Origin of the sequence: Rhodococcus sp. IEGM 1379, from assembly GCF_030056815.1 — a bacterium.
Lineage (GTDB): Bacteria > Actinomycetota > Actinomycetes > Mycobacteriales > Mycobacteriaceae > Rhodococcus_F.
This window is the reverse complement of sequence record NZ_JASHKR010000084.1, coordinates 1-18,926: the sequence shown is the minus strand read 5'-3', so window position 1 is coordinate 18,926 and position 18,926 is coordinate 1. Positions and strand designations below refer to the sequence as shown.

17 protein-coding genes and 1 riboswitch are annotated in these 18,926 nt (G+C 62.2%); of the genes, 13 read left to right on the top strand and 4 right to left on the bottom strand.

Annotated features, from left to right (window positions below):
- Window positions 1–66, top strand: a riboswitch (cyclic di-AMP (ydaO/yuaA leader). This riboswitch is flagged as partial in the annotation.
- Between the two features lie 15 nt (window positions 67–81).
- From QM600_RS25265 to QM600_RS25245, 5 genes are all read left to right on the top strand, one after another.
- Window positions 82–657, top strand: coding sequence for a C40 family peptidase (locus QM600_RS25265; protein ID WP_283264435.1), 576 nt, complete (start codon window positions 82–84; stop codon window positions 655–657).
- Window positions 658–966: 309 nt separating this feature from the next.
- A complete protein-coding gene (locus tag QM600_RS25260) occupies window positions 967–2,019 on the top strand; it encodes a C40 family peptidase (protein ID WP_283264434.1) in 1,053 nt (350 codons plus the stop codon).
- A gap of 83 nt (window positions 2,020–2,102) precedes the next feature.
- Window positions 2,103–3,455, top strand: a complete 1,353-nt coding sequence (locus QM600_RS25255; protein ID WP_283264433.1) for a hypothetical protein — start codon at window positions 2,103–2,105, stop codon at window positions 3,453–3,455.
- A 63-nt stretch (window positions 3,456–3,518) separates the two neighbouring features.
- Window positions 3,519–4,646 carry a glycosyltransferase family 4 protein gene (locus QM600_RS25250; protein WP_283264432.1) on the top strand — a complete coding sequence of 376 codons (1,128 nt, stop codon included), beginning with the start codon at window positions 3,519–3,521 and terminating at the stop codon, window positions 4,644–4,646.
- A 117-nt stretch (window positions 4,647–4,763) separates the two neighbouring features.
- On the top strand, window positions 4,764–6,371 hold the full coding sequence (locus QM600_RS25245) for an endonuclease/exonuclease/phosphatase family protein (protein WP_283264430.1): 1,608 nt from the start codon (window positions 4,764–4,766) through the stop codon (window positions 6,369–6,371).
- Between the two features lie 265 nt (window positions 6,372–6,636).
- On the opposite strand, the gene QM600_RS25240 is transcribed toward QM600_RS25245, so the two are convergent.
- Complete coding sequence (locus QM600_RS25240) at window positions 6,637–8,448, bottom strand: AMP-dependent synthetase/ligase (RefSeq protein ID WP_283264428.1); 1,812 nt, start codon at window positions 8,446–8,448, stop codon at window positions 6,637–6,639.
- 162 nt (window positions 8,449–8,610) lie between these two features.
- Here QM600_RS25240 and QM600_RS25235 point away from each other — a divergent pair, with 162 nt between their 5' ends.
- From QM600_RS25235 to QM600_RS25200, 8 genes are all read left to right on the top strand, one after another.
- Window positions 8,611–8,997, top strand: coding sequence for a polyketide cyclase / dehydrase and lipid transport (locus QM600_RS25235; RefSeq protein ID WP_283264427.1), 387 nt, complete (start codon window positions 8,611–8,613; stop codon window positions 8,995–8,997).
- Between the two features lie 44 nt (window positions 8,998–9,041).
- Window positions 9,042–9,479 (top strand): SRPBCC family protein, encoded by a 438-nt coding sequence (locus tag QM600_RS25230; protein WP_283264426.1) that lies wholly within the window; start codon window positions 9,042–9,044, stop codon window positions 9,477–9,479.
- Window positions 9,476–10,726 (top strand): ArsA family ATPase, encoded by a 1,251-nt coding sequence (locus QM600_RS25225; RefSeq protein ID WP_283264437.1) that lies wholly within the window; start codon window positions 9,476–9,478, stop codon window positions 10,724–10,726. The genes QM600_RS25230 and QM600_RS25225 overlap by 4 nt, the downstream gene beginning before the upstream one ends.
- Window positions 10,723–11,127 carry a hypothetical protein gene (locus QM600_RS25220; RefSeq protein WP_283264425.1) on the top strand — a complete coding sequence of 135 codons (405 nt, stop codon included), beginning with the start codon at window positions 10,723–10,725 and terminating at the stop codon, window positions 11,125–11,127. Before QM600_RS25225 ends, QM600_RS25220 begins: the two co-directional genes overlap by 4 nt.
- Window positions 11,128–11,217: 90 nt before the next feature.
- Complete coding sequence (locus QM600_RS25215) at window positions 11,218–12,297, top strand: ROK family protein (RefSeq protein WP_283264436.1); 1,080 nt, start codon at window positions 11,218–11,220, stop codon at window positions 12,295–12,297.
- A 43-nt stretch (window positions 12,298–12,340) separates the two neighbouring features.
- Window positions 12,341–13,132, top strand: a complete 792-nt coding sequence (locus tag QM600_RS25210) for a lysophospholipid acyltransferase family protein (protein ID WP_283264424.1) — start codon at window positions 12,341–12,343, stop codon at window positions 13,130–13,132.
- A 66-nt stretch (window positions 13,133–13,198) separates the two neighbouring features.
- Window positions 13,199–13,690, top strand: coding sequence for a polyadenylate-specific 3'-exoribonuclease AS (locus tag QM600_RS25205; RefSeq protein WP_094273708.1), 492 nt, complete (start codon window positions 13,199–13,201; stop codon window positions 13,688–13,690).
- An 89-nt stretch (window positions 13,691–13,779) separates the two neighbouring features.
- Window positions 13,780–15,165 carry a class II 3-deoxy-7-phosphoheptulonate synthase gene (locus QM600_RS25200; protein ID WP_094275108.1) on the top strand — a complete coding sequence of 462 codons (1,386 nt, stop codon included), beginning with the start codon at window positions 13,780–13,782 and terminating at the stop codon, window positions 15,163–15,165.
- A gap of 71 nt (window positions 15,166–15,236) precedes the next feature.
- Here the strand turns inward: QM600_RS25200 and QM600_RS25195 are convergent, their stop codons facing one another.
- From QM600_RS25195 to pknB, 3 genes are all read right to left on the bottom strand, one after another.
- On the bottom strand, window positions 15,237–16,046 hold the full coding sequence (locus QM600_RS25195) for an outer membrane protein assembly factor BamB family protein (protein ID WP_283264423.1): 810 nt from the start codon (window positions 16,044–16,046) through the stop codon (window positions 15,237–15,239).
- Window positions 16,012–16,662, bottom strand: coding sequence for a hypothetical protein (locus QM600_RS25190; RefSeq protein ID WP_283264422.1), 651 nt, complete (start codon window positions 16,660–16,662; stop codon window positions 16,012–16,014). Before QM600_RS25190 ends, QM600_RS25195 begins: the two co-directional genes overlap by 35 nt.
- Before the next feature lie 108 nt (window positions 16,663–16,770).
- Window positions 16,771–18,777 (bottom strand): Stk1 family PASTA domain-containing Ser/Thr kinase, encoded by a 2,007-nt coding sequence (gene pknB / locus QM600_RS25185; RefSeq protein ID WP_283264420.1) that lies wholly within the window; start codon window positions 18,775–18,777, stop codon window positions 16,771–16,773.
- Window positions 18,778–18,926: the final 149 nt, after the last annotated feature.

The following is an 18,926-nucleotide window of genomic DNA, read 5'->3' as shown; positions in this document are numbered from 1 at the left end:
GGGTAGGGCTGATCTTCCCAGCCCGAACCCGTCAGCTAACTCGGTCGGCGGACGAATGGAAGAAATGGAGCACCTCTTAAAGTGGCGTCACATAGTTTCAAGCGTTCGGCGACTTTGGTAGTCGCAGGCGCACTGGCAGCCGGAGCATTCGCTACAACCGCTGCACCTGCCTCGGCAGACCCCATTAACATCCCCGGCGTCGGAACCTTCGACATTCCGGGCGTCTCGATTCCCACACTTCCAGTTATTCCCGGTGTCACTGACACGGGTTCACTTGCGCCCCTCGCGCAGGCTGCACCGGCCGCTCCCATCTCGACCATTGGTGAGCAGGCTGTTCGCGCCGCAGAGAGCAAGCTGGGCTCCCCGTACGTGTACGGCGCAGCGGGTCCGGACGCATTCGACTGCTCCGGCCTCATCCAGTGGGCATACAAGCAGGCCGGTCTCAACATCCCGCGTACTAGCTACGACCAGGCCGCTGCCGGTGTCGCGGTTGCGCAGTCCGATCTTCGCGTCGGCGACGTGATTTCGTTCTACGGCGGATCGCACTCGGGCATCTATGCCGGCAACGGCAATGTCATCCATGCATCGACCGCAGGTCAGCCCGTTAAGGTGGCTCCCGTGTCCTCGATGCCGTACGACGGCGCTCGCCGCTTCTGAGCCGTGTGACTGATCGACGGCTTCTCGCGGAGTCCTGTCCGATCCGCCGCCGGCAGGGGTAGCTCCACAGCTTTGACGAATGTGGGTCTCGAATCTCGTGATTCGAGACCCACATTTGTTGTTTCAGGTCATTTCGCCTCATAGTTCATGGCGATATACCTACTGGTGGGTAGGCGTAAACGTATGCCGTTCCGTGACCCGATCGTGACATTAGCTGCCGTCTACAGGTAGTGTGATTGGTTGACATCCAGCTAACAGATCCGGCCAACTCTGGTGGGGTCGTAAGAGTGAGACGGAGAGTTGCGTTCCGTGGTTTCATCGAAGAAGTTCAGTCGGGTCCGTACTGCGCTGACGGTAAGTGCGTTGGCTATTGGACTCGTCGCGTTGCCGGCGTTGCCGGCGACTGCCGATCCGGTGATCAGCAACCCCACCGAGGCGCTCGAGAAACTTGGGGAACTTGCCCGGGTGTCCGAACAAACCAACGAGGCATTGCACAACGCACAGATCGATCTGGATGCAAAAGAGGCGTTGCGCCTCGATGCCGATGCGCGCTTCGCGGCGGATCAGGAGCGATACGACGCGGCAAACGTACGGGTTTCCGAGGTTGCGCCGGCTGTGAATCGTATTGCGACGGCGAACTATCAGGGCGCGCGGACCAATCGCCTCTTTGCGTTGATGGTCAGTGATTCTCCGCAGCAGTTGCTTGATCAGATGTCGGCACTCGACGTCATCTCCAATGATGCGGCCGTGCAGGTCCGTCAGTTCAACGAAGCCACTGTCGACGCTCGCCGAGCAGCGGAATCGTCGAAGCAGTCAGCGGATGAAGCGCGAACGGCGGCCGACCAGGCGAAGGCGCTCAGTGATGATCTGCAGCGGAAACAAAGTGAGCTTCAGGCGCAGGTTGCCGAGGTTACCAAGGCTTTCGACAATCTGACGGAGTCCGAACGTGTGCAGTTGAGCGGGACAACTTTCCCACCTGGAGTCGATGTCAGCAAAATTTTAGCTAACTTGACGCCGGGGTCGGGCACAGCAGCACTCCAGGCCGGACTGACCCGAATAGGTGATCCCTATGTCTGGGGAGCTACCGGACCCGACGAGTTCGACTGCTCCGGTCTTGTCGTGTGGTCCTACAAGCAGATCGGGAAGACCCTGCCGCGGTCGAGCCAGGCGCAGGCAGCGGGTGGCACACCCATTTCGCGTGATCAGCTACAGCCCGGCGATATCGTGACGTTCTACAGCGACAATTCGCACGTCGGAATCTATGCGGGCGACGGGAACATTCTCCATGCCTCGACATTCGGTGTTCCGGTAAAGGTGCAGTCGATGGCAGGCATGCCGTTCTCCACCGCACGTCGCTATTGAGTGGCATTTCACCACGTGTGACCCAGGCATTGGAATAGGAGACCGTTGCGTCTCCTACACTCGGCACAGTGTCGACTGACCACATGACCGCTCCGGTAGCAGGGTCGAAAAAGCAGCGTCGTTGGGAGTATCCGGCTCTCATCGCGCTCGGTTGTGCCGTCGTGGTGGTTTTGGCGCTCACCGTTCTCTTGACGGATTCCACGATTTCGTCCGAACGGGCGAACAAGGAACAGGATGCCGTTCGTGTCGTCGCAGTTCAGGGCCTCCTCGATTCGTGGGCAAAGGCTCAGATGTCCGAGGATCCGACGGCTCTTGCACAGTTCGTCGACAAAGCCGCCGCGCCGGGGGTGCTCGAAGCCGAGATAAGGCGCGCAACGGCGGCGCGGGCTTTGCGATTCTCGGACTGGAATTACCAGATCTCTCCGGGAAGTCTCACCGAAGGCACTCGAACCGGGGCTCCGAGCGGCGACGTCACGCTCTGGACCGCGCCGGTTGTTTTCGGCTACGCGCTCGGCGATGTCGATGTGCTGCCCACCAACAAATCGGTGCTGATGACCTTTGCAGAGCGCAACGGAGACTGGTTCGTGTTCGCAGACGGATCGATCATCGATTCGGTTGCTGCTGCTGGATCCGACTTGTCGGTCGGCTCCTGGCATGGGCCGTGGGACTTCGGTCCGCTGGCGGTGGCGACCAACTCCGATGAGGATTCAATAGTCGTCGGGCACCCGGGTCAGCAAACATTTGTCGACGCCTTGGCGGCGGATCTGGATGAGGCAGTTGCCAATACGACGCAATTGTGGGGCGACGGATGGTCCGAGCGCGCTGTCGTGATGGTGGCTGGTTCGCCGGAGGAGTTCACGGCGTTGGTCGGGTCGCATCACGACGGGTCGTCGATTGCCGCGGTGTCGGTTGCGGATGCAGTTGGCAGCGGCGGGAGTGAGGTCAGTGGCCAGCGTATCGTGTTCTCACCCGCTGCTGCCTCACGTCTGACGCCGATTACCCGACGCGCCGTCCTGCGTCACGAAATGATGCATATCGCGGCACGTTCTCGCACGCGCGACGGGTCGCCCATGTGGGTTCTCGAAGGTTATGCGGAGTACGCGGGCAATCGTAAATCCGGCCGGGCATTGAGCGAGATTGCGCCGACTCTGGCTGCGGCAGTGCGTGCCGGCGAAACGCCCACGCAGTTTCCCGGTGATTCGCAGTTCGGTGGAGTGCCGGTCGTGAGTTCCCTTGCCTACGAATCGGCGTGGTCGATCAATACCTATATCGCCGAACGATTCGGTGAACCGGACTTGACGGAGCTTTTTCGCGCATTGGCCGTGGGATCTTCGACTCCGACGGAGATCGATCGTCGTATCCATGACGTAGTGGGCATCGGGATGGATGAACTGCGCGAGGGCTGGGTGGATTGGTTGCATCGTCGGCTGGGCTGAATCAGGTTGGGCTGAGTCCGAGCAGGGTGCGTGTCACTGCGGTGCGTGCTTTACGGTGGACGGATGCGCCGGACCCTTTTGGTGACCAATGATTTTCCGCCTAGACCGGGCGGGATCCAGTCGTACCTTCACACTTTCGCGAAGCATCTTCCGGCAGACAAGTTGGTAGTCTATGCGCCGCGGTGGCGAGGAGATTCGCACAAGAAGTTCGATGCCGCTCAACCTTTCGAGGTTGTCAGGCATCCCACGACGTTGATGATCCCGACACCGTTTGTCGCCAGACGCGCTGCGAAGCTTGTCGAGAAGCGTGACTGCGAGTCGGTGTGGTTCGGTGCCGCTGCTCCACTTGCCCTGTTGGCGCCTGTAGTTCGCCGCGCCGGTGCGTCTCGAGTCATCGCGAGTACTCACGGGCACGAGGTCGGCTGGTCGATGATTCCCGGGGCGAGGCAGTCGTTGCGCGTGATCGGTGATCACACGGACGCGGTGACGTTTGTCAGCAAGTACACACGCGGAAGATTTGCCTCGGCGTTCGGTGCTCAGGCGGCGTTGGAGCACTTGCCTTCCGGCGTGGATACGACTGTGTTTCATCCGGATTCGGCCGCGCGGTCTGAGTTGCGCAATCGCTACGGGTTGGGGGAGCAGCCGACGATTCTGTGTCTGTCGAGGTTGGTTCCGCGCAAGGGTCAGGACATGTTGATCAAGGCGCTTCCGGCTATTCGGAAGTGCATCGACGGTGCGGTTCTCGTGATCGTGGGCGGTGGCCCCTACGAAGATCGACTTCGGGAACTTGTCCGCAAGACGGAGATGGACGACCACGTTGTCTTCACCGGCACCGTTCCGGCAGCTGAGTTGGCAGCGCACCACACGATTGCCGATGTCTTTGCGATGCCGTGTCGTACCCGCGGCGCGGGCCTCGACGTCGAAGGTTTGGGGATCGTGTATCTGGAGGCGTCGGCTTCCGGCGTGCCGGTTATCGCGGGTCGTAGCGGCGGTGCTCCGGAAACGGTGCAGCAGAACAAGACCGGGCTCGTCGTTGACGGAACATCAGTTGCTGACGTCGCGGCTTCGGTGATCGAGGTACTCTCCGATCGGGATCGGGCGTCCGCTATGGGTGCTGCCGGCCGAGACTGGGTTGCGGCCGAATGGAAGTGGGACACACTCGCTTTGAAATTGCAGAAGCTACTGGGCTGAGTAGCTGGCCCGAATTCTTCACATTCCTAGTTTCAATTAAATACTGTGCGTTCACTTTTCGGCCATGTGCGCATTGGACTATCCGGAGCGTCTCTCGACGTCAATCAAGGAAGTCCGATGCGAATACTCTCCACGCTGGCCATGGCAATGCTGGCCGTGCTCTTCACTGCTGTGCCGTCCGCAGCAGTCCCCGCGTCGCCCAGCGGCGAACTGTTGCTGGAATCCCCGGTGATCGGCACCGGCCAGCCGATCAAGGTCGGCTACCAGATCTCGGATCCTGACCCCACCAACTGGATCGGGCTGTACAAGGTCGGCGGGAACGGCCCCGTCGACGAGAAGTACGTCGGACCCTCCCTGGCGTGGGTCACTATCGATGGGGTCACCGGCACGGCCACGTTGCCGAGTGCCGGATTGGACCCGGGCCGCTACCTCCTGTTCGCGCTGGCCAAGGATGGCTACGAGTGGCTTGCACCGCCCGTTGAGCTGCAGGTCACGAGCGATGAGCCGCTACGCTTCGTCACCGACGGCTTCACGCTGCGCAACGCCCGCGTCGGTGAGGGATACGAGGCGAAGATCGGTGGGCTCGTGCGTGGTCGCGTCGACGGCCTCACCTTCGCCAAGCTCACCGGCCCCGGCTGGGTCAATGTCGCCGCGGACGGCACGATTGCGGGCACCCCACCCACGACGGGCGCCACACCAATCCGCGTCGAGGCGCGCAATGCCGGGGGCGAGACGGTCGTGGCGAACGTAGGGATCGACGTGTGGCCAGGGGGCGCGGATCTGGCATCGGAGCTGAACGTCATGTCGTTCAACCTGTGGCACGGTGGCAGCCACGTGGCGGGCGGTCGCGAGAAGCAGCTGGCGTTCCTGCTCGACTCCGATGTAGACATCGTCGGAATGCAGGAGACCGACGAGGTCTCTGTGCGGGAACTGGCGGAGGGGCTCGGCTGGGAGTACTACGAGGTGGCCGACGTGGGTGTGATCAGCCGATACCCCATCGTGGAAGCGCGTGACCACGGAACCGGGCCGATCTCCCCGGCCATCGAAATCAAGGTCCGAATCGGCGATCAGGACGTCGTCGTGTGGAACGCGCACCTAGGCGCTGCTCCGTATGGGCCGTACGAAGCCTGCTTCGGGGGGCTCAGTGTGGATGCGATCCTGGCGAAGGAGGCGCAGTCCGGCCGTACGGGACAGATCGAGTCCATCGTGGCGGAGATGCGCGCGGATATCGCTGCTGCGCAGGATATCCCGGTGTTCCTGACCGGCGACTTCAATGCGCCGTCGCACCTGGATTGGAATGCGAATACCCAGCGGTGCGGCTACACCAATGTGCCGTGGCCGACGTCGGTGGTGCCGATGGCGGCCGGGTTGCAGGACTCGTACCGGGTGGCACACCCCGACCCGGTTGCGGACCCCGGGGTCACCTGGTCGCCTATCTACAAGACGTTCGCCGGCGGATATGGGTACGACAAGAACGCGGGCCAGGCGGAGCCGCAGGATCGGATCGACTTCGTCTACTTCGGTGGTGCGGCCAAGGTTGTTGATTCCGCGGTGATGGTGGCAGGTGATCCGGCGCTGATGCCGGGCCATCTGAACAACGAGTGGACCTCGGACCACGCGGCCGTGATGACCACGTTCCGCATCGGTGAAGATGGCGCCGGCAATGGCTCCGGTCCATTCGGCAGCATCGGGAGCTTGGGCTTGGGCAGCTCGAGTGCAAACTGATCTTCCTCGCCGCGTACAGAACTGACAGCGTGGCCCGTGGCGATCCCGCCGCGGGCCACCGTGAGTAGACGACGCGCTCGAGATCTGCCCCATGTGTCATGCCTGGAACGCCCACCGGTAGGTACGCCTGCCGTGGTCGTGCCGGTCGAGTCGCGATTGGTCTAGGGAGTCCCGGAGATTATGGGACTACTGCAACCAGCGAACAAAACTATGGCCGCCGCACCTGCGAACAGGTGTGGCGGCCACAGTTGTCTCGAGCGGTGTTCTACTTTGCGTAGATCATGTCGATTTCAGCGGCGAACGAAGCATGCACGACGTTGCGCTTGAGCTTCATCGTGGGCGTGAGTTCGCCTGTGTCCTCGGAGAAGTCGACCGGGAGGATCTTGAACTTCTTGATCGCCTCGGCATGAGAGACGAGATTGTTGGCTTCGTCGATCGCGTCCTGGATTTCGCCGACGAGTTCGCCGTCCGTCACGAGGTCGGCTGCCGTGGTACCGGCGGCCTTGTTGTTGCGCTCGTTCCAGGCCGGAAGTGCTTCGGCGTCGATGGTGATCAGGGCGCCGATGAACGGCTTCTGGTCGCCGACCACGATTGCCTGACTGATGAGAGGGTGTGCGCGAAGTGAATCTTCGAGCTGCGCGGGGGAGACGTTCTTTCCGCCGGCGGTGACGATGATTTCCTTCTTGCGGCCGGTGATCGTGATGAAGCCGTCGTTGTCGACGGTTCCAAGGTCGCCGGTGTGGAACCAGCCGTTCTCGATGGACTCGGCGGTCGCTTTCTCGTTGCGCCAGTATCCGCTGAATACCACGGGTCCGGAGAGGAGGATTTCGCCGTCGTCGGCAATGCGAACAGAGTTGCCGGCCAACGGCTTTCCGACGGATCCGACCTTCTGGGCGCCGATCGTGTTGACCGCGAAGGCTGCCGTGGTTTCGGTGAGGCCGTAGCCCTCGTAGATCGTGATGCCGATGCCGCGGAAGAAGTGGCCGAGGCGGGCGCCCAGCGGGGCGCCGCCCGAGATAGCCAACTGGCATTGCCCGCCGAGTGCGGCGCGCAGCTTGGAGTAGACGAGCTTGTCGAACAGGGCGTGCTTGAGCTTGAGGACAATGCCGGGGCCGCCCTTGTCCTGTGCCTCGCTCCAGGCGATTGCCGTGTCAGCTGCCGCATCGAAGATTTTGCCCTTGCCGTCACCGTGGGCTTTTGCGCGGGCGCTGTTGTAGACCTTCTCGAAAACGCGGGGTACCGAGAGGATGAAGTCCGGCTTGAATTCGCCGAAGGTAGGTACGAGGTTCGGGATGTCGCTGGTGTGTCCCAGTGCTGCACCGGAGTCGAACGACGCGATGCTGACGGCGCGAGCGAGGACATGCGCCAAGGGCAGGAACATCAGCGATCGGACGCCGGGGGTTCTGAGGAGTTCGCCGAGGTTGGACTCTTGGATGCCCTTCGACTCGGCGATGAGGTTGGAGTGCGTCAGCTGGCAGCCCTTGGGGCGACCGGTGGTGCCGGACGTGTAGATCAGGGTGGCGGGATCGGAGGCCTTCAGTGCGTCGACGCGAGCCTGCACTTCCCCGTCGGAAATATCGGCGCCCAAGGCCGTCAGTTCGTCGATGGCGCTGCGTCCGCCTGCCGGTGCGTCGATCTGATAGACCGTGCGCAGTGCCGGCGCTGCAGCGGCCACGTCCTTGACTGTGGCGGAGTGGGTGTCGTTTTCGACGATGAGATCGATCGCTTCGGAATCCTCGAGGATCCAGCGGACCTGCTCGGCAGCGGAGGTTTCGTAGATCGGGACCGTGACGCCGCCGGCTGCCCAGATGGCGTAGTCGATCAGCGGCCATTCGTAGCGAGTCGCGGACATCAGTCCGACGCGATCGCCCTGCTTGACTCCGATCGCGATGAAGCCCTTTGCGACTGCGGTCACCTGCGCGGCGAACTCGCTTGCAGTGACGTCGACCCAAGCGGATCCGACCTTGCGTTTGTAGACGATTGCCGCCGGCTTTGTCTTCGCGAAGGCGAACACCGAGTCGACCGCAGAGGCATCCTCGGGAATCGTGAACGTCTGGGGTGCGCTGTATTCAGGCACGAAATACCTCCGACACTGCGAAATACTGACGAGTAGGGTCTGACGCCCATCACTGTAGTCGCACGTCCGGCCTGGTTGTGATCGGGTTAACATCATGACCGGTTGGTAACGGTCCGGTGGCCCCTCGCCGGCGCGTCGGTGCAATATGTGAAGCTAACTCCCGTGAGCAGCATTCAGGTCGCAGACCAGACTTTTATCGCGGCACCGCCCGAGCGCGTCGCCGAACTGTTGTCTTCGCGCGCGCAATGGCGTCATTGGTGGCGAGATCTCGAGCTCGAGGTCCGCGAGGATCGTGGACCCGCAGGCTTCCGTTGGGGTGTGTCGGGCCAACTCGTGGGCACAATGGAGGTGTGGCTCGAACCGGTAATGGACGGAGCGATTGTCCATTATTTTCTTCATGCCGAACCGGTCGGTGTGTCGCCATCCGGTCTGGCAGGGCTCGATCTGGCAGGGATGAACCGCAAACGTCGTGTCGACGGCAAGGTGATGGCTTTTGCTATCAAGCGTGAATTGGAAGCCGGACGTCCGGCTGGCGTATCGCCGGCCTGACGTCGGCCGATGCAGTCGAATCTCGAGGAAGGAAGAGTAGTCGTATGGCCGAGAAAACCAAGGGGTTGATCAGCATCGACGCTCCGGCCGACGCCGTGATGGGTGTGATCGCCGATTTCGAGGCGTATCCCGCGTGGGTTGCGGCGGCAAAGTCCGTCGAGGTTACGGCCGTCGGTACCAGTGGGCGCGCAGATCGGGTGCGCTTCGTTCTGGATGCGGGCATGGTCAAGGATACGTACGAATTGCAGTACAACTGGGGACCCGACGGAATGTCGGTGAGCTGGGAACTGCTGTCCGGCGAGATTCAGAAATCTCAGTCCGGTTCGTACACTCTGCATTCCGAACCCGACGGTACGACGTCCGTGACGTACGAGCTGACCGTCGACCTGACGATTCCCATGATCGGGCTGTTCAAACGTAAGGCCGAGAAGATCATCACCGATACCGCGTTGAAAGAACTGAAGAAGCGAGTCGAGGGCTGAACGGCGCGCGAACCCGTATCCAACTGTTCACCGGTAAAGGAGGCAGCGGGGCCACGACGCTCGCCGCTGCGGCCGCGCTTTCGGCCGCGTCTGCGGGATCGAAAGTCTTGCTGATGTCGATCGATCGGGCACATTCCCTGGCGGATGTGCTGGCGATCCCGGTTCCGCGCGAGGTGACCCCACTCGTCGGCGGGCTGGATGTCTGGCAAATCGACCTGTTGACTCTCGTCGAGGACAAATTCCGTGGGCTGTCGGTGTTGCTGGACGCCGCGGGCGCCCACGAACATGGTTCGACCTTCGACACTCTGGAACCCGAGGAGTTGACGGGTTCGCTCGGCATCGCGGACATCTTGGCGATCGCCGAAGTCGTTCGGATGGCATCGAGTGGTGAGTACGACGTCGTGATCGTGGATTGTCCCGCGGCGACTGAAGCGTTGCGTGTCTTCGGGGCTCCGGCGATGGTGTCCGAGTACCTCGAGCGAGTGTGGCCGCGCCATCGACGCTTGTCTGTCGTCGCGGCGAACGACGTGCGTCTGATCCTGCTGGTGTCGGTGATCGAGCGCGTCGTATCGACGGTCGACCAGATTTCAGGGTTTCTCGCGGATCGTTCCACTACCACCGTTCACTTGGTGACTTCAGCCGAGTCGAGTGCCGTCCTTGCGACGCGTCGCACGCTGTCGGGTCTGGCGCTCTCGGGCGTGCAGGTTCAGCGAATTCTCGTCAATGGAATTGTGCCGCAATTCGATTCGGCGTCGGACCGTAGTTCGACGTCCGATGGCGCAACTCGGTGGCTGGCCAACCGCCGTGATGCGCAACGCTCGTGTGTCGACTCGCTGCGCCTGGCCGCTGGGGCCGTCCCGGTCGAGGTTGTCGAACAGGCGGAAACCGAACCGGTAGGGTTGGCGGCTCTGGGCGACATTGCGGCCGCACTCGAGGGTGCGGTGCCGGCAATCGACGAGGGGTCTGTTCCGGAACCGCATAGCCACACCGAACTCGTGACGGTGACGCTGGAGTCGGGTACTGGAGTGGATTCGGTCTACGCGATGCGGATGTACCTTCCGCTCGTCGATCCGTCGTCGTTGTCGTTGGGCCGGGTGGAGGACGATGTACTGGTGGGAGCGGACGGGGTGCGGCGGAGAGTGAGATTGGCGTCGGTATTGCGTCGTTGCGTCGTCAGTGGGGCTGAGCTGCACGGAACCGACCTGATTATTCGATTTGTACCGGATCCTGCGGTGTGGCCGGTATGAACGAAGACCACACCCGGCTACTCGCAGAATTTCGTGTGTTGGCCGATTCCGTCTTGGCGCGCGTGGAACCGATGCTGGCGCAACTGGCCGAAGGCCGTGCGTCCGGGCACGAAGACGGACAGAACCAGGCGGAGTTGCCCGCGTTCGGCGGGTGCAGTTGGTGTCCGGTATGCGCGCTCGCGGCGCTGGTACGGGGTGAGCACCATGAACTTCTCGCCTTTCTCGCCGGGCAGGCCGCAGTCCTCTTGGCGCTGCTGCGCGAGCTTCTCGACGAGTTTCTGGGCGGACACAACGGGCCCGACAGTGGTCCGGACGGTGGAGCCTCGCCGGCCGATGATTCTGCCCAGTCCGAACCTCGTGCGTCTGCCTTCGTGCCGATCACGGTGACCGTCAAACCCTGAGTCGGTGCTGTTTCCGTCGGACGGCTGGTACTGACGGCTTTCTGTGGGCACAATCGTCAGAATGCGTATGGAGTGCGGAGAGTGGCTGCGATGAACGGGCGTCGTGGCGCGGCTGCCGATTTCTCGACTACCGATTTTTTGACTATCGGAATCGATGTGGGCGGCACCAGCATCCGTGCCTCGGTGGTGGATGTGGACGGCCAAGTCCTCGACACGGCGCAAGCTCCGACGCCGCAGTCGGCCCGGTCGCTCGAGAATGCCTTGGACCGGGTGGTTCGCGAACTGGTCGGCAGGCATGACGTTGCCGCGGTCGGTTTGGCTGTTGCCGGGTTCATCACTTTGGATCGCACTGCCGTGCGTTTTGCTCCGCACCTGCCGTGGGTCGATGCGCCGGTAGGTAGTGACCTGAGTGCGCGACTGGGTCTTCCCGTGGTCCTCGAGCACGACGCCAATGCCGCGGCGTACGCGGAACATCGGTTCGGTGCGGCTTCCGGCCACCACAATGTCGTGATGGTGGCGATCGGCACGGGTATCGGTGCCGCGTTGCTCGTCAATGGCGAGCTGTACCGGGGGAGTCATGGCGTAGCGCCCGAACTCGGTCACATACAGGTGGTGCCGGATGGGCGCCCGTGTGCTTGCGGGAAACGTGGTTGTTGGGAGCGATACTGCAGCGGTACGGCGTTGGTGGACACCGCAATTGAACTACTTGCCGCGGATCCCGCCGCGTCGACTGTTCTTGCCCGGGAAGTCGGCATCGATGCGGGCGGACTGACCGGACGCCGAATCGCCAACGCCGCGTACGACGGAGATCCGATTGCGTTGGCGACGATGGCGGAGTTCACGAGGTGGCTGGCGGTGGGTCTGGCCGTGGTCGGAGATGTCTACGATCCGGATCTTGTCGTGATTGCCGGCGGTGTTGCGAGTTCTGCGCCGCTGTTTCTCGACGAAGCCCGTGAGCAGTATGCGAGTTTGCTGACCGGTGCCAAACATCGGCCGCTCGCGCGTATTCGGAGCGCGCAGTTGGGTGAAGCGGCGGGCATGGTGGGAGCTGCGACGTTGGCACGATCTGCAGTGTCAGCCCCCGTTTCGCCTGGCCGCCGCTTGAGTCACACCGGCTCATGCGCCGGTGCTCCCGGGGCATGTGTAGCGGGCCTTACGGGTGCGCAGTAAGGTCGTGCACAGGGCAATTCGGGTTGTGAATGGGAGGGACGCCGTGTGGTATTGGCTCGTCAAATATGTGTTTGTGGGGCCGATTCTGTGGGTCCTCGGACGTCCGACGATCAAAGGCCACGAGAACATTCCCACTGAGGGCGCGGCGATTCTGGCCAGCAACCATCAGGCTGTCCTCGATTCGTTTTACCTGCCGTTGCGGTCGAACCGCCGGATCACCTTCCTGGCCAAGAGTGAGTACTTCACCGGCACCGGACTCAAGGGTGCATTCCAGCGGTGGTTCTTCACCGCCGTCGGCCAGGTTCCGATCGACCGTACCGGCGCCGACGCGGCCCAAGACGCCCTCAATGCCGGACTGAAGGTTCTCAATTCCGGGAGTCTTCTCGGGATTTATCCGGAGGGCACACGCTCTCCCGACGGTCGCCTCTACAAGGGAAAGACCGGAATGGCCCGCCTCGCACTGGAATCCGGCGTCAAGGTGATTCCGGTTGCCATGGTCGGCACCGACAAGATGAATCCCATCGGATCGCGGATGTGGCGTCCGGCCAAGGTCACCATCATCGTCGGCGAGCCCATCGACTTCTCTCGGTTCGAAGGTATGGGCGGTAACCGTTTCGTGGAGCGGGCCGTCACCGACGAGGTGATGTACAAGCTGATGAAGCTATCCGGTCAGGAGTACGTTGACATTTATGCGGCGAGCCTGAAGAACAAGCAGCCGACCAAGCCTGCTGAAACATCCCCGGCGGCCGAACCCGTCGTCGAACTGGTCGCCCTCCCTGATGAGAATAATGCGGATCCCGATCAGGCGCCGGTCCCGGACACGCGGGCCAGCTAGAGATTCGCCACAACTGCCGCACGCGCATTAGCCCTCGAGGTGGCGCGTGCGGCATAGTTTTCGGACGTGCGCTACTTCTACGACTGTGAATTCATCGAAGACGGTCGAACCATCGACCTCGTGTCCATCGGCGTCGTCTGTGAGGACGGTCGTGAGTACTACGCCGTCTCCACCGAGTTCGATCCGGCGCGCGCCGGGAGTTGGGTGCGCAAGAACGTCCTGCCGAAACTGCCGCAGCCTTCGTCGCCGCTGTGGAAGTCACGAGACAAGATCCGCGACGATCTCCTGAAGTTCTTTGTTCCCCGGCCGATGGTCGTTCCGGAACTGTGGGCCTGGGTCGCGGCATACGACCACGTCGCGTTGTGCCAACTGTGGGGTGACATGACCGAGTTACCTCAGTCGTTGCCGCGCTACACCCGTGAGCTCCGCCAGTTCTGGGAGGACAACGGCAGTCCAGCGCTCCCGTCAGCGCCGGCCGACGCCCATGACGCGCTCGCGGACGCACGACACAACCTCGTGAAGTTCGACGCGATCGCTCGGGCCCGGTCACTTCGCTGACCAGCTGTGATGGGTGACACGGGCAGTCGAGTTCTCAGCTATCGAGAGCCTGTGTGACGCGCGGTCGGGTGAGCGAATATCCTGGAGTCGTGAACTGGACCGTCGACGTGCCCATCGACCGCTTGCCCGAACTCCCGCCGTTGCCTGCCGGACTGCGTCAGCAGCTCGACGAGGCACTCGCAAAACCTGCTGCGCAGCAGCCTTCGTGGCCCGCTGATCAGGCGGCCGCGATGCGCACTGTGCTCGAGAGCGTGCCGCCGATCACGGTGGCAAGCGAAGTGGAGGCGCTGTCCGAGCGCCTTGCTCAGGTAGCGCGCGGCGAGGCCTTCCTGCTCCAGGGCGGTGACTGCGCCGAGACGTTTGCCGACAACACCGAGCCTCACATCAAGGGCAACATCCGCACTTTGCTGCAGATGGCTGTTGTGCTCACCTACGGCTCGTCGATGCCGGTGGTCAAGGTCGCTCGCATCGCCGGCCAGTACGCCAAGCCTCGTTCGTCCGACATCGACGCATTGGGCCTCAAGTCCTACCGCGGCGACATGGTCAACTCGATCGTCGCCGATGAAGCTGTGCGTGCCCACGATCCGTCACGGCTCGTGCGGGCATACGCCAACGCCAGCGCTGCGATGAACCTGGTTCGCGCGCTTACCGGCGCGGGTATGGCAGATCTGCACAAGGTTCACGACTGGAATCGTGAGTTTGTCGCTGCATCCCCCGCGGGTGCGCGTTACGAGCAGCTGGCTTCGGAAATAGATCGTGGTCTGCAGTTCATGAATGCCTGCGGTGTCACGGACCCAAGCCTGCACCAGGCGCAGATCTTTGCTAGCCACGAGGCGCTGGTCCTCGACTACGAGCGTGCAATGCTGCGTCTCGACAACGACAGCGAACACCCCAAGTTGTACGACTTGTCCGCGCACTTTCTGTGGATCGGTGACCGCACCCGTCAGCTCGACGGCGCGCACATCGCTTTCGCAGAACTGGTGTCCAACCCGATCGGGTTGAAGATCGGTCCCACGACCACCCCGGAAATGGCCGTCGAATACGTCGAGCGCCTCGACCCGACCAACAAGCCAGGCCGATTGACCCTGATCTCGCGGATGGGCAACGGCAAGGTTCGTGACCTGCTTCCCGCCATCATCGAGAAGGTCCAGGCCACCGGCCATCAGGTCATCTGGCAGTGCGATCCCATGCACGGCAACACGCATGAGGCATCCACCGGATACAAGACCCGTCACTTCGATCGCATCGTCGACGAGGTTCAGGGATTCTTCGAGGTGCACAACGGACTCGGAACTCATCCGGGCGGAATTCACGTCGAACTGACCGGTGAGAACGTCACCGAGTGTCTCGGTGGCGCGCAGGATATTTCCGACGGTGATTTGTCGGGTCGCTACGAGACGGCTTGCGATCCCCGTCTCAACACTCAGCAGTCGTTGGAGCTTGCGTTCCTCGTCGCCGAAATGCTGCGTGGCTGAATCTCATTCGTTTCGAACGCCCTCACTCGTATCTGCGAGTGGGGGCGTTTTCGACGCCCGAGGTAGATAGTCTATCGCCAGACAGCGAAGTGATTTTTCCAGGAGAATGACACATTGTTGCCCGCATTCGCGATGGCAACTCCTCTCGGGTCGACCACTGCGGGAAGAGGAACCGACCACATCATCTTCCCGTCGTGGGCCCGGATCGAGTGAATGCCCGTGTAGTCGCTGAAGACGAAGTTCTCCCCATTGGTTACACCGTTTCGGATCCAGTACGCGTCTTGCCGTGGTGTCTGCCAGAGTTGGCGACCGGACTCGATGTCGAGAGCCGAGATCGTTCGAGACTCCGGAGAAGTTACCAGGATGGCGTTTCCGACGATTGCAGCGATAGTGCTACTGGTGCCGGCCATCTGTGTATCGACCAATTGTGAACTGCGCCAAAGCTCGTCGCCGGACGTAGGGTCGTAGGCGCCGTCGCCGAGAAACATCGGCAGCGCCGTCGAAGGCATGCTCGGATACTGCGACGAGGAATACGAGGGAATGGGAACCGCGCGAATCGTAGAACCGTCGGAAGCGAGTAGGTTCTGGGTTCCGACATAGCCTGATCGTCCGCCGAGGCCGGTGAGGAAAAGGCCGTCGCCGACCGGAATCAGCGAATCGCCTTCGAAGCGAAATCGTTCTGTGCCGGAATGCAGGTCGTAGATCGTGTAGCGATACTGTGGATCGCCTGTGCCCTGTTCCATAGCGATGACGGTGTCGGTGGAGGGGATTGCGTAGACCGAGCCGAACTTCTCACTTGGTTCGAATTTTCGAATGAAGTTGGCTGTGAGGTTGGTTGTGTTGCCACTAGTGAGGATTCGTGTACGTAATGATCCGTTCACTGTCTCTCCGGATGTGTAGACCGTCTCTCCGGTGACTGGCCCCATTGAGGTCGAAGTCGGTCCCGAGGTCGGATAGGAGTGCGCCGGAGGAGGTATCGAGAAAGGCGACGCGTCGATTGCCCCAGCACGCGATGATCGTCGACTTGTTTTGCTGGCTGCACTGGCGGATCGCTCCTCCTATGCGTGTCTTCCACAGGGGAGTCCCGTTGTCGGGATTAATGCCGATCAGGGAGACGTTGCCGACTCCTTGGCTAGCCGAGGACTCATCGGTTTTGGGGACGGGATTCGCCGTTGCGGCTACCAGGATGTTCCCGACTTGATACACGGTTCCATACCCGTAATACACGGTTCCATACCCGTAGTAGGAGTCGAGTGTGGACGGCATCGACAGCAGAACGTCGCCGGAGTTGCCCGTGAGCATTCGAACATCGAGTTCCCAGGCTTGCTGCGGCGGACTGGAGAGGTCGATGTCGACAATATTATGTTGCGCGACCGGTCCGTTGTTTCGTGTGGGCGCATCCGGCCCGGGAGAGTTCGAGAGTGTCGTCACCACGATCAATGCAGTCGCAACGATGAATGCCGCTCCGAGGGAGACCAGTTTCCAGTGTCCTTTCAACGCTAGCTCATCGGATGACTGTTACTGATCGGTTGAACTGGTCGGTTGTTTCAAGATCGCTGCTGGTGAGAAACCCGTGCGTACAGGGTTCAGGGAGCAGTAGTTGTCTTAGGGAATTGCGACGACGGTGACGTTGGAGCCTTTGGCAACCAGATCGTTTTTGTCGCTCTGACTGACGATGAGGGAACCGTCGTTCTGCGTCAGTTGGCGCACAGTGAGTTCGAGACCGATTCGGGTGAGTTCTTCGCGGGCCGAGGAGACGGTACGCCCGAGAAGATTGGGTACTTTCACGGAATTCGAGACGAGCAGTACAACGGATGTTCCGGCGCTGACCGACGAACCCACAGCCGGATCTGTGCCGATGATCTTGCCGCCCTCGACCTTCTCGTCGAAGACGGTTCGGGTTTCGCTGACGGTGATGCCCACCTTGTCGAGGGCGGCGCGGGCGGCGTTCTCCGACATGCCTTTCACGTCGGGAACGTCAACGGGTGGTGATCCTTTGGACGTGACGACCTTGACGGAGGAGCCCACCGGCACTGCCGTTCCCGGCGCTGGCTCGAGTGCGGCGACTCCGCCGATGGGGACCTTGGAACTGAAAGTTTCACCGCCGTCGACGGGTACCAGGGTGCGCGCGGTGAGCTGACTCTTGGTGTCGTTGACGCTGCCGCCGGCGGGCGGCACAGTGGGGCGTCCGAGCGAGGTCACGAGTGCGACGCTCGAACCGCGCGTGACCCGCGAACCTGCGGCCGGGTCGGTGCCGACGACGATGTCGACGGCCTGGGAGTCGGAGTACTCACCACGAATCTCCGGAGACAAGTTGGCGTCGTGCAGCGCGGTCAGTGCGGCGTCCTTGCTCAGGCCGCCGATCTGGGGAACTGCCGTGAATCGGCCCGATCCCATCCACCAGCCGCCGACACCCAGGGCGAGCGCGAGCAGTGCGACGACAAGCAGCCAGACCAGAGCGGTGCGGCGGGAGCGTCGTCGAGCGTCGGCGAAATGGGCGTTGGGGTCGTCGACCTGATCTGCGGTGTCGTCCGCGGGGTCTTCGTCAGCGACGGACGGACGCACTGTTTGCGCCGTGACTGCTCTGGTGTGCTGGATTCCGTCGTTCGCCGGGGGCGCACTGTGAAGCGTAACCGTGGTGGGCGCTGCCGCAGCGCCCGGAACAAACGCCGTGGTAGCTGCGTGGTCTGGGTTCTGGGTGGGGCGGGGAGCCGGTGTGGGCTGCGGCGCCGGGTTTGCGCTCTGATGCTGTGCGGATCGCCGGGGGGCGGGAACGCGGTACGGGGGGAGCTCGAGCTGTTCGCACACGATGCGTAGGGCGGCTGCCATCTCGCCGGCGTCGGCAAATCGATGTGCCGGTTCGCGGTGCGTGGCCTGGGCGACGAGGCGATCGAACTGCGCCGGCACTCCGGCGATGCGTGAACTGGGCGGCGGGACGTCGTCGTGAATTCTCTGATACGCGATGGACAGTGATGTGTCTCCGGTGAAAGGTGTTGTACCGGTGAGGAGTTCGAACATCAAGACGCCGGTCGAGTACACATCGCTGCGCGGATCCGCTACGCCCGACGTGACTTGCTCGGGAGACAAGTACGCGGCCGTGCCCAGAATGACGCTGTTCGACGTCGTTGTTGCGGCGGCAGCTGCTCGGACCAGACCGAAATCGGCGATCTTTACTTCACCCGAGTCCGAGATCAGGATGTTTTCCGGTTTGACATCTCGGTGCACCAAGCCGCCCCGATGTGCCACCGCCAATGCATCGAGGACCGGGCCGATAACGGCGGCAACAGCGTGCGGCGGCATGGGGCCACGCTCACGGAGCAGTTCGCGCAGAGTGCCGCCGTCGACCAATTCCATGACGAGGAACGCATGACCGCGATCGCTGCCCTGGTCGTAGACCGCAACCAGCGCTGGATGTTTGAGGCGTGCAACTGCCCGCGCTTCGAACTCGAAACGCGTCAGAAAGGCCGGATCGGCGGCGAACTGTGGATCCATGACTTTGATCGCGACGGGTCGATCCAACCGGGTATCGAGACCTCGATACACAGTTGACATTCCGCCGCGCGCGATTGGCGCGTCCACGCGATAGCGGCGTTCGAGCATTTCGCCGATCAACCCTTGACCTCCGTAGTGAAAATCTGTGTTTGTGTCGAAACTTCCGGATCAATGTCGGTCGCTTCTGTGTCGGTCGCTTCTGCAGCGGCCGATTGTGTGTCGGACTCAGCGAATACCCCGCATCGTGTCCATCGTAGCCAGCGCCACCG

Coding starts and splice junctions, on each gene's coding strand:
- QM600_RS25220 (WP_283264425.1), top strand. CDS start 10,723: ATGAACGAAGACCACACCCGGCTACTCGCAGAATTTCGTGTGTTGGCC.
- QM600_RS25255 (WP_283264433.1), top strand. CDS start 2,103: ATGACCGCTCCGGTAGCAGGGTCGAAAAAGCAGCGTCGTTGGGAGTAT.
- QM600_RS25215 (WP_283264436.1), top strand. CDS start 11,218: ATGAACGGGCGTCGTGGCGCGGCTGCCGATTTCTCGACTACCGATTTT.
- QM600_RS25250 (WP_283264432.1), top strand. CDS start 3,519: ATGCGCCGGACCCTTTTGGTGACCAATGATTTTCCGCCTAGACCGGGC.
- QM600_RS25245 (WP_283264430.1), top strand. CDS start 4,764: ATGCGAATACTCTCCACGCTGGCCATGGCAATGCTGGCCGTGCTCTTC.
- QM600_RS25230 (WP_283264426.1), top strand. CDS start 9,042: ATGGCCGAGAAAACCAAGGGGTTGATCAGCATCGACGCTCCGGCCGAC.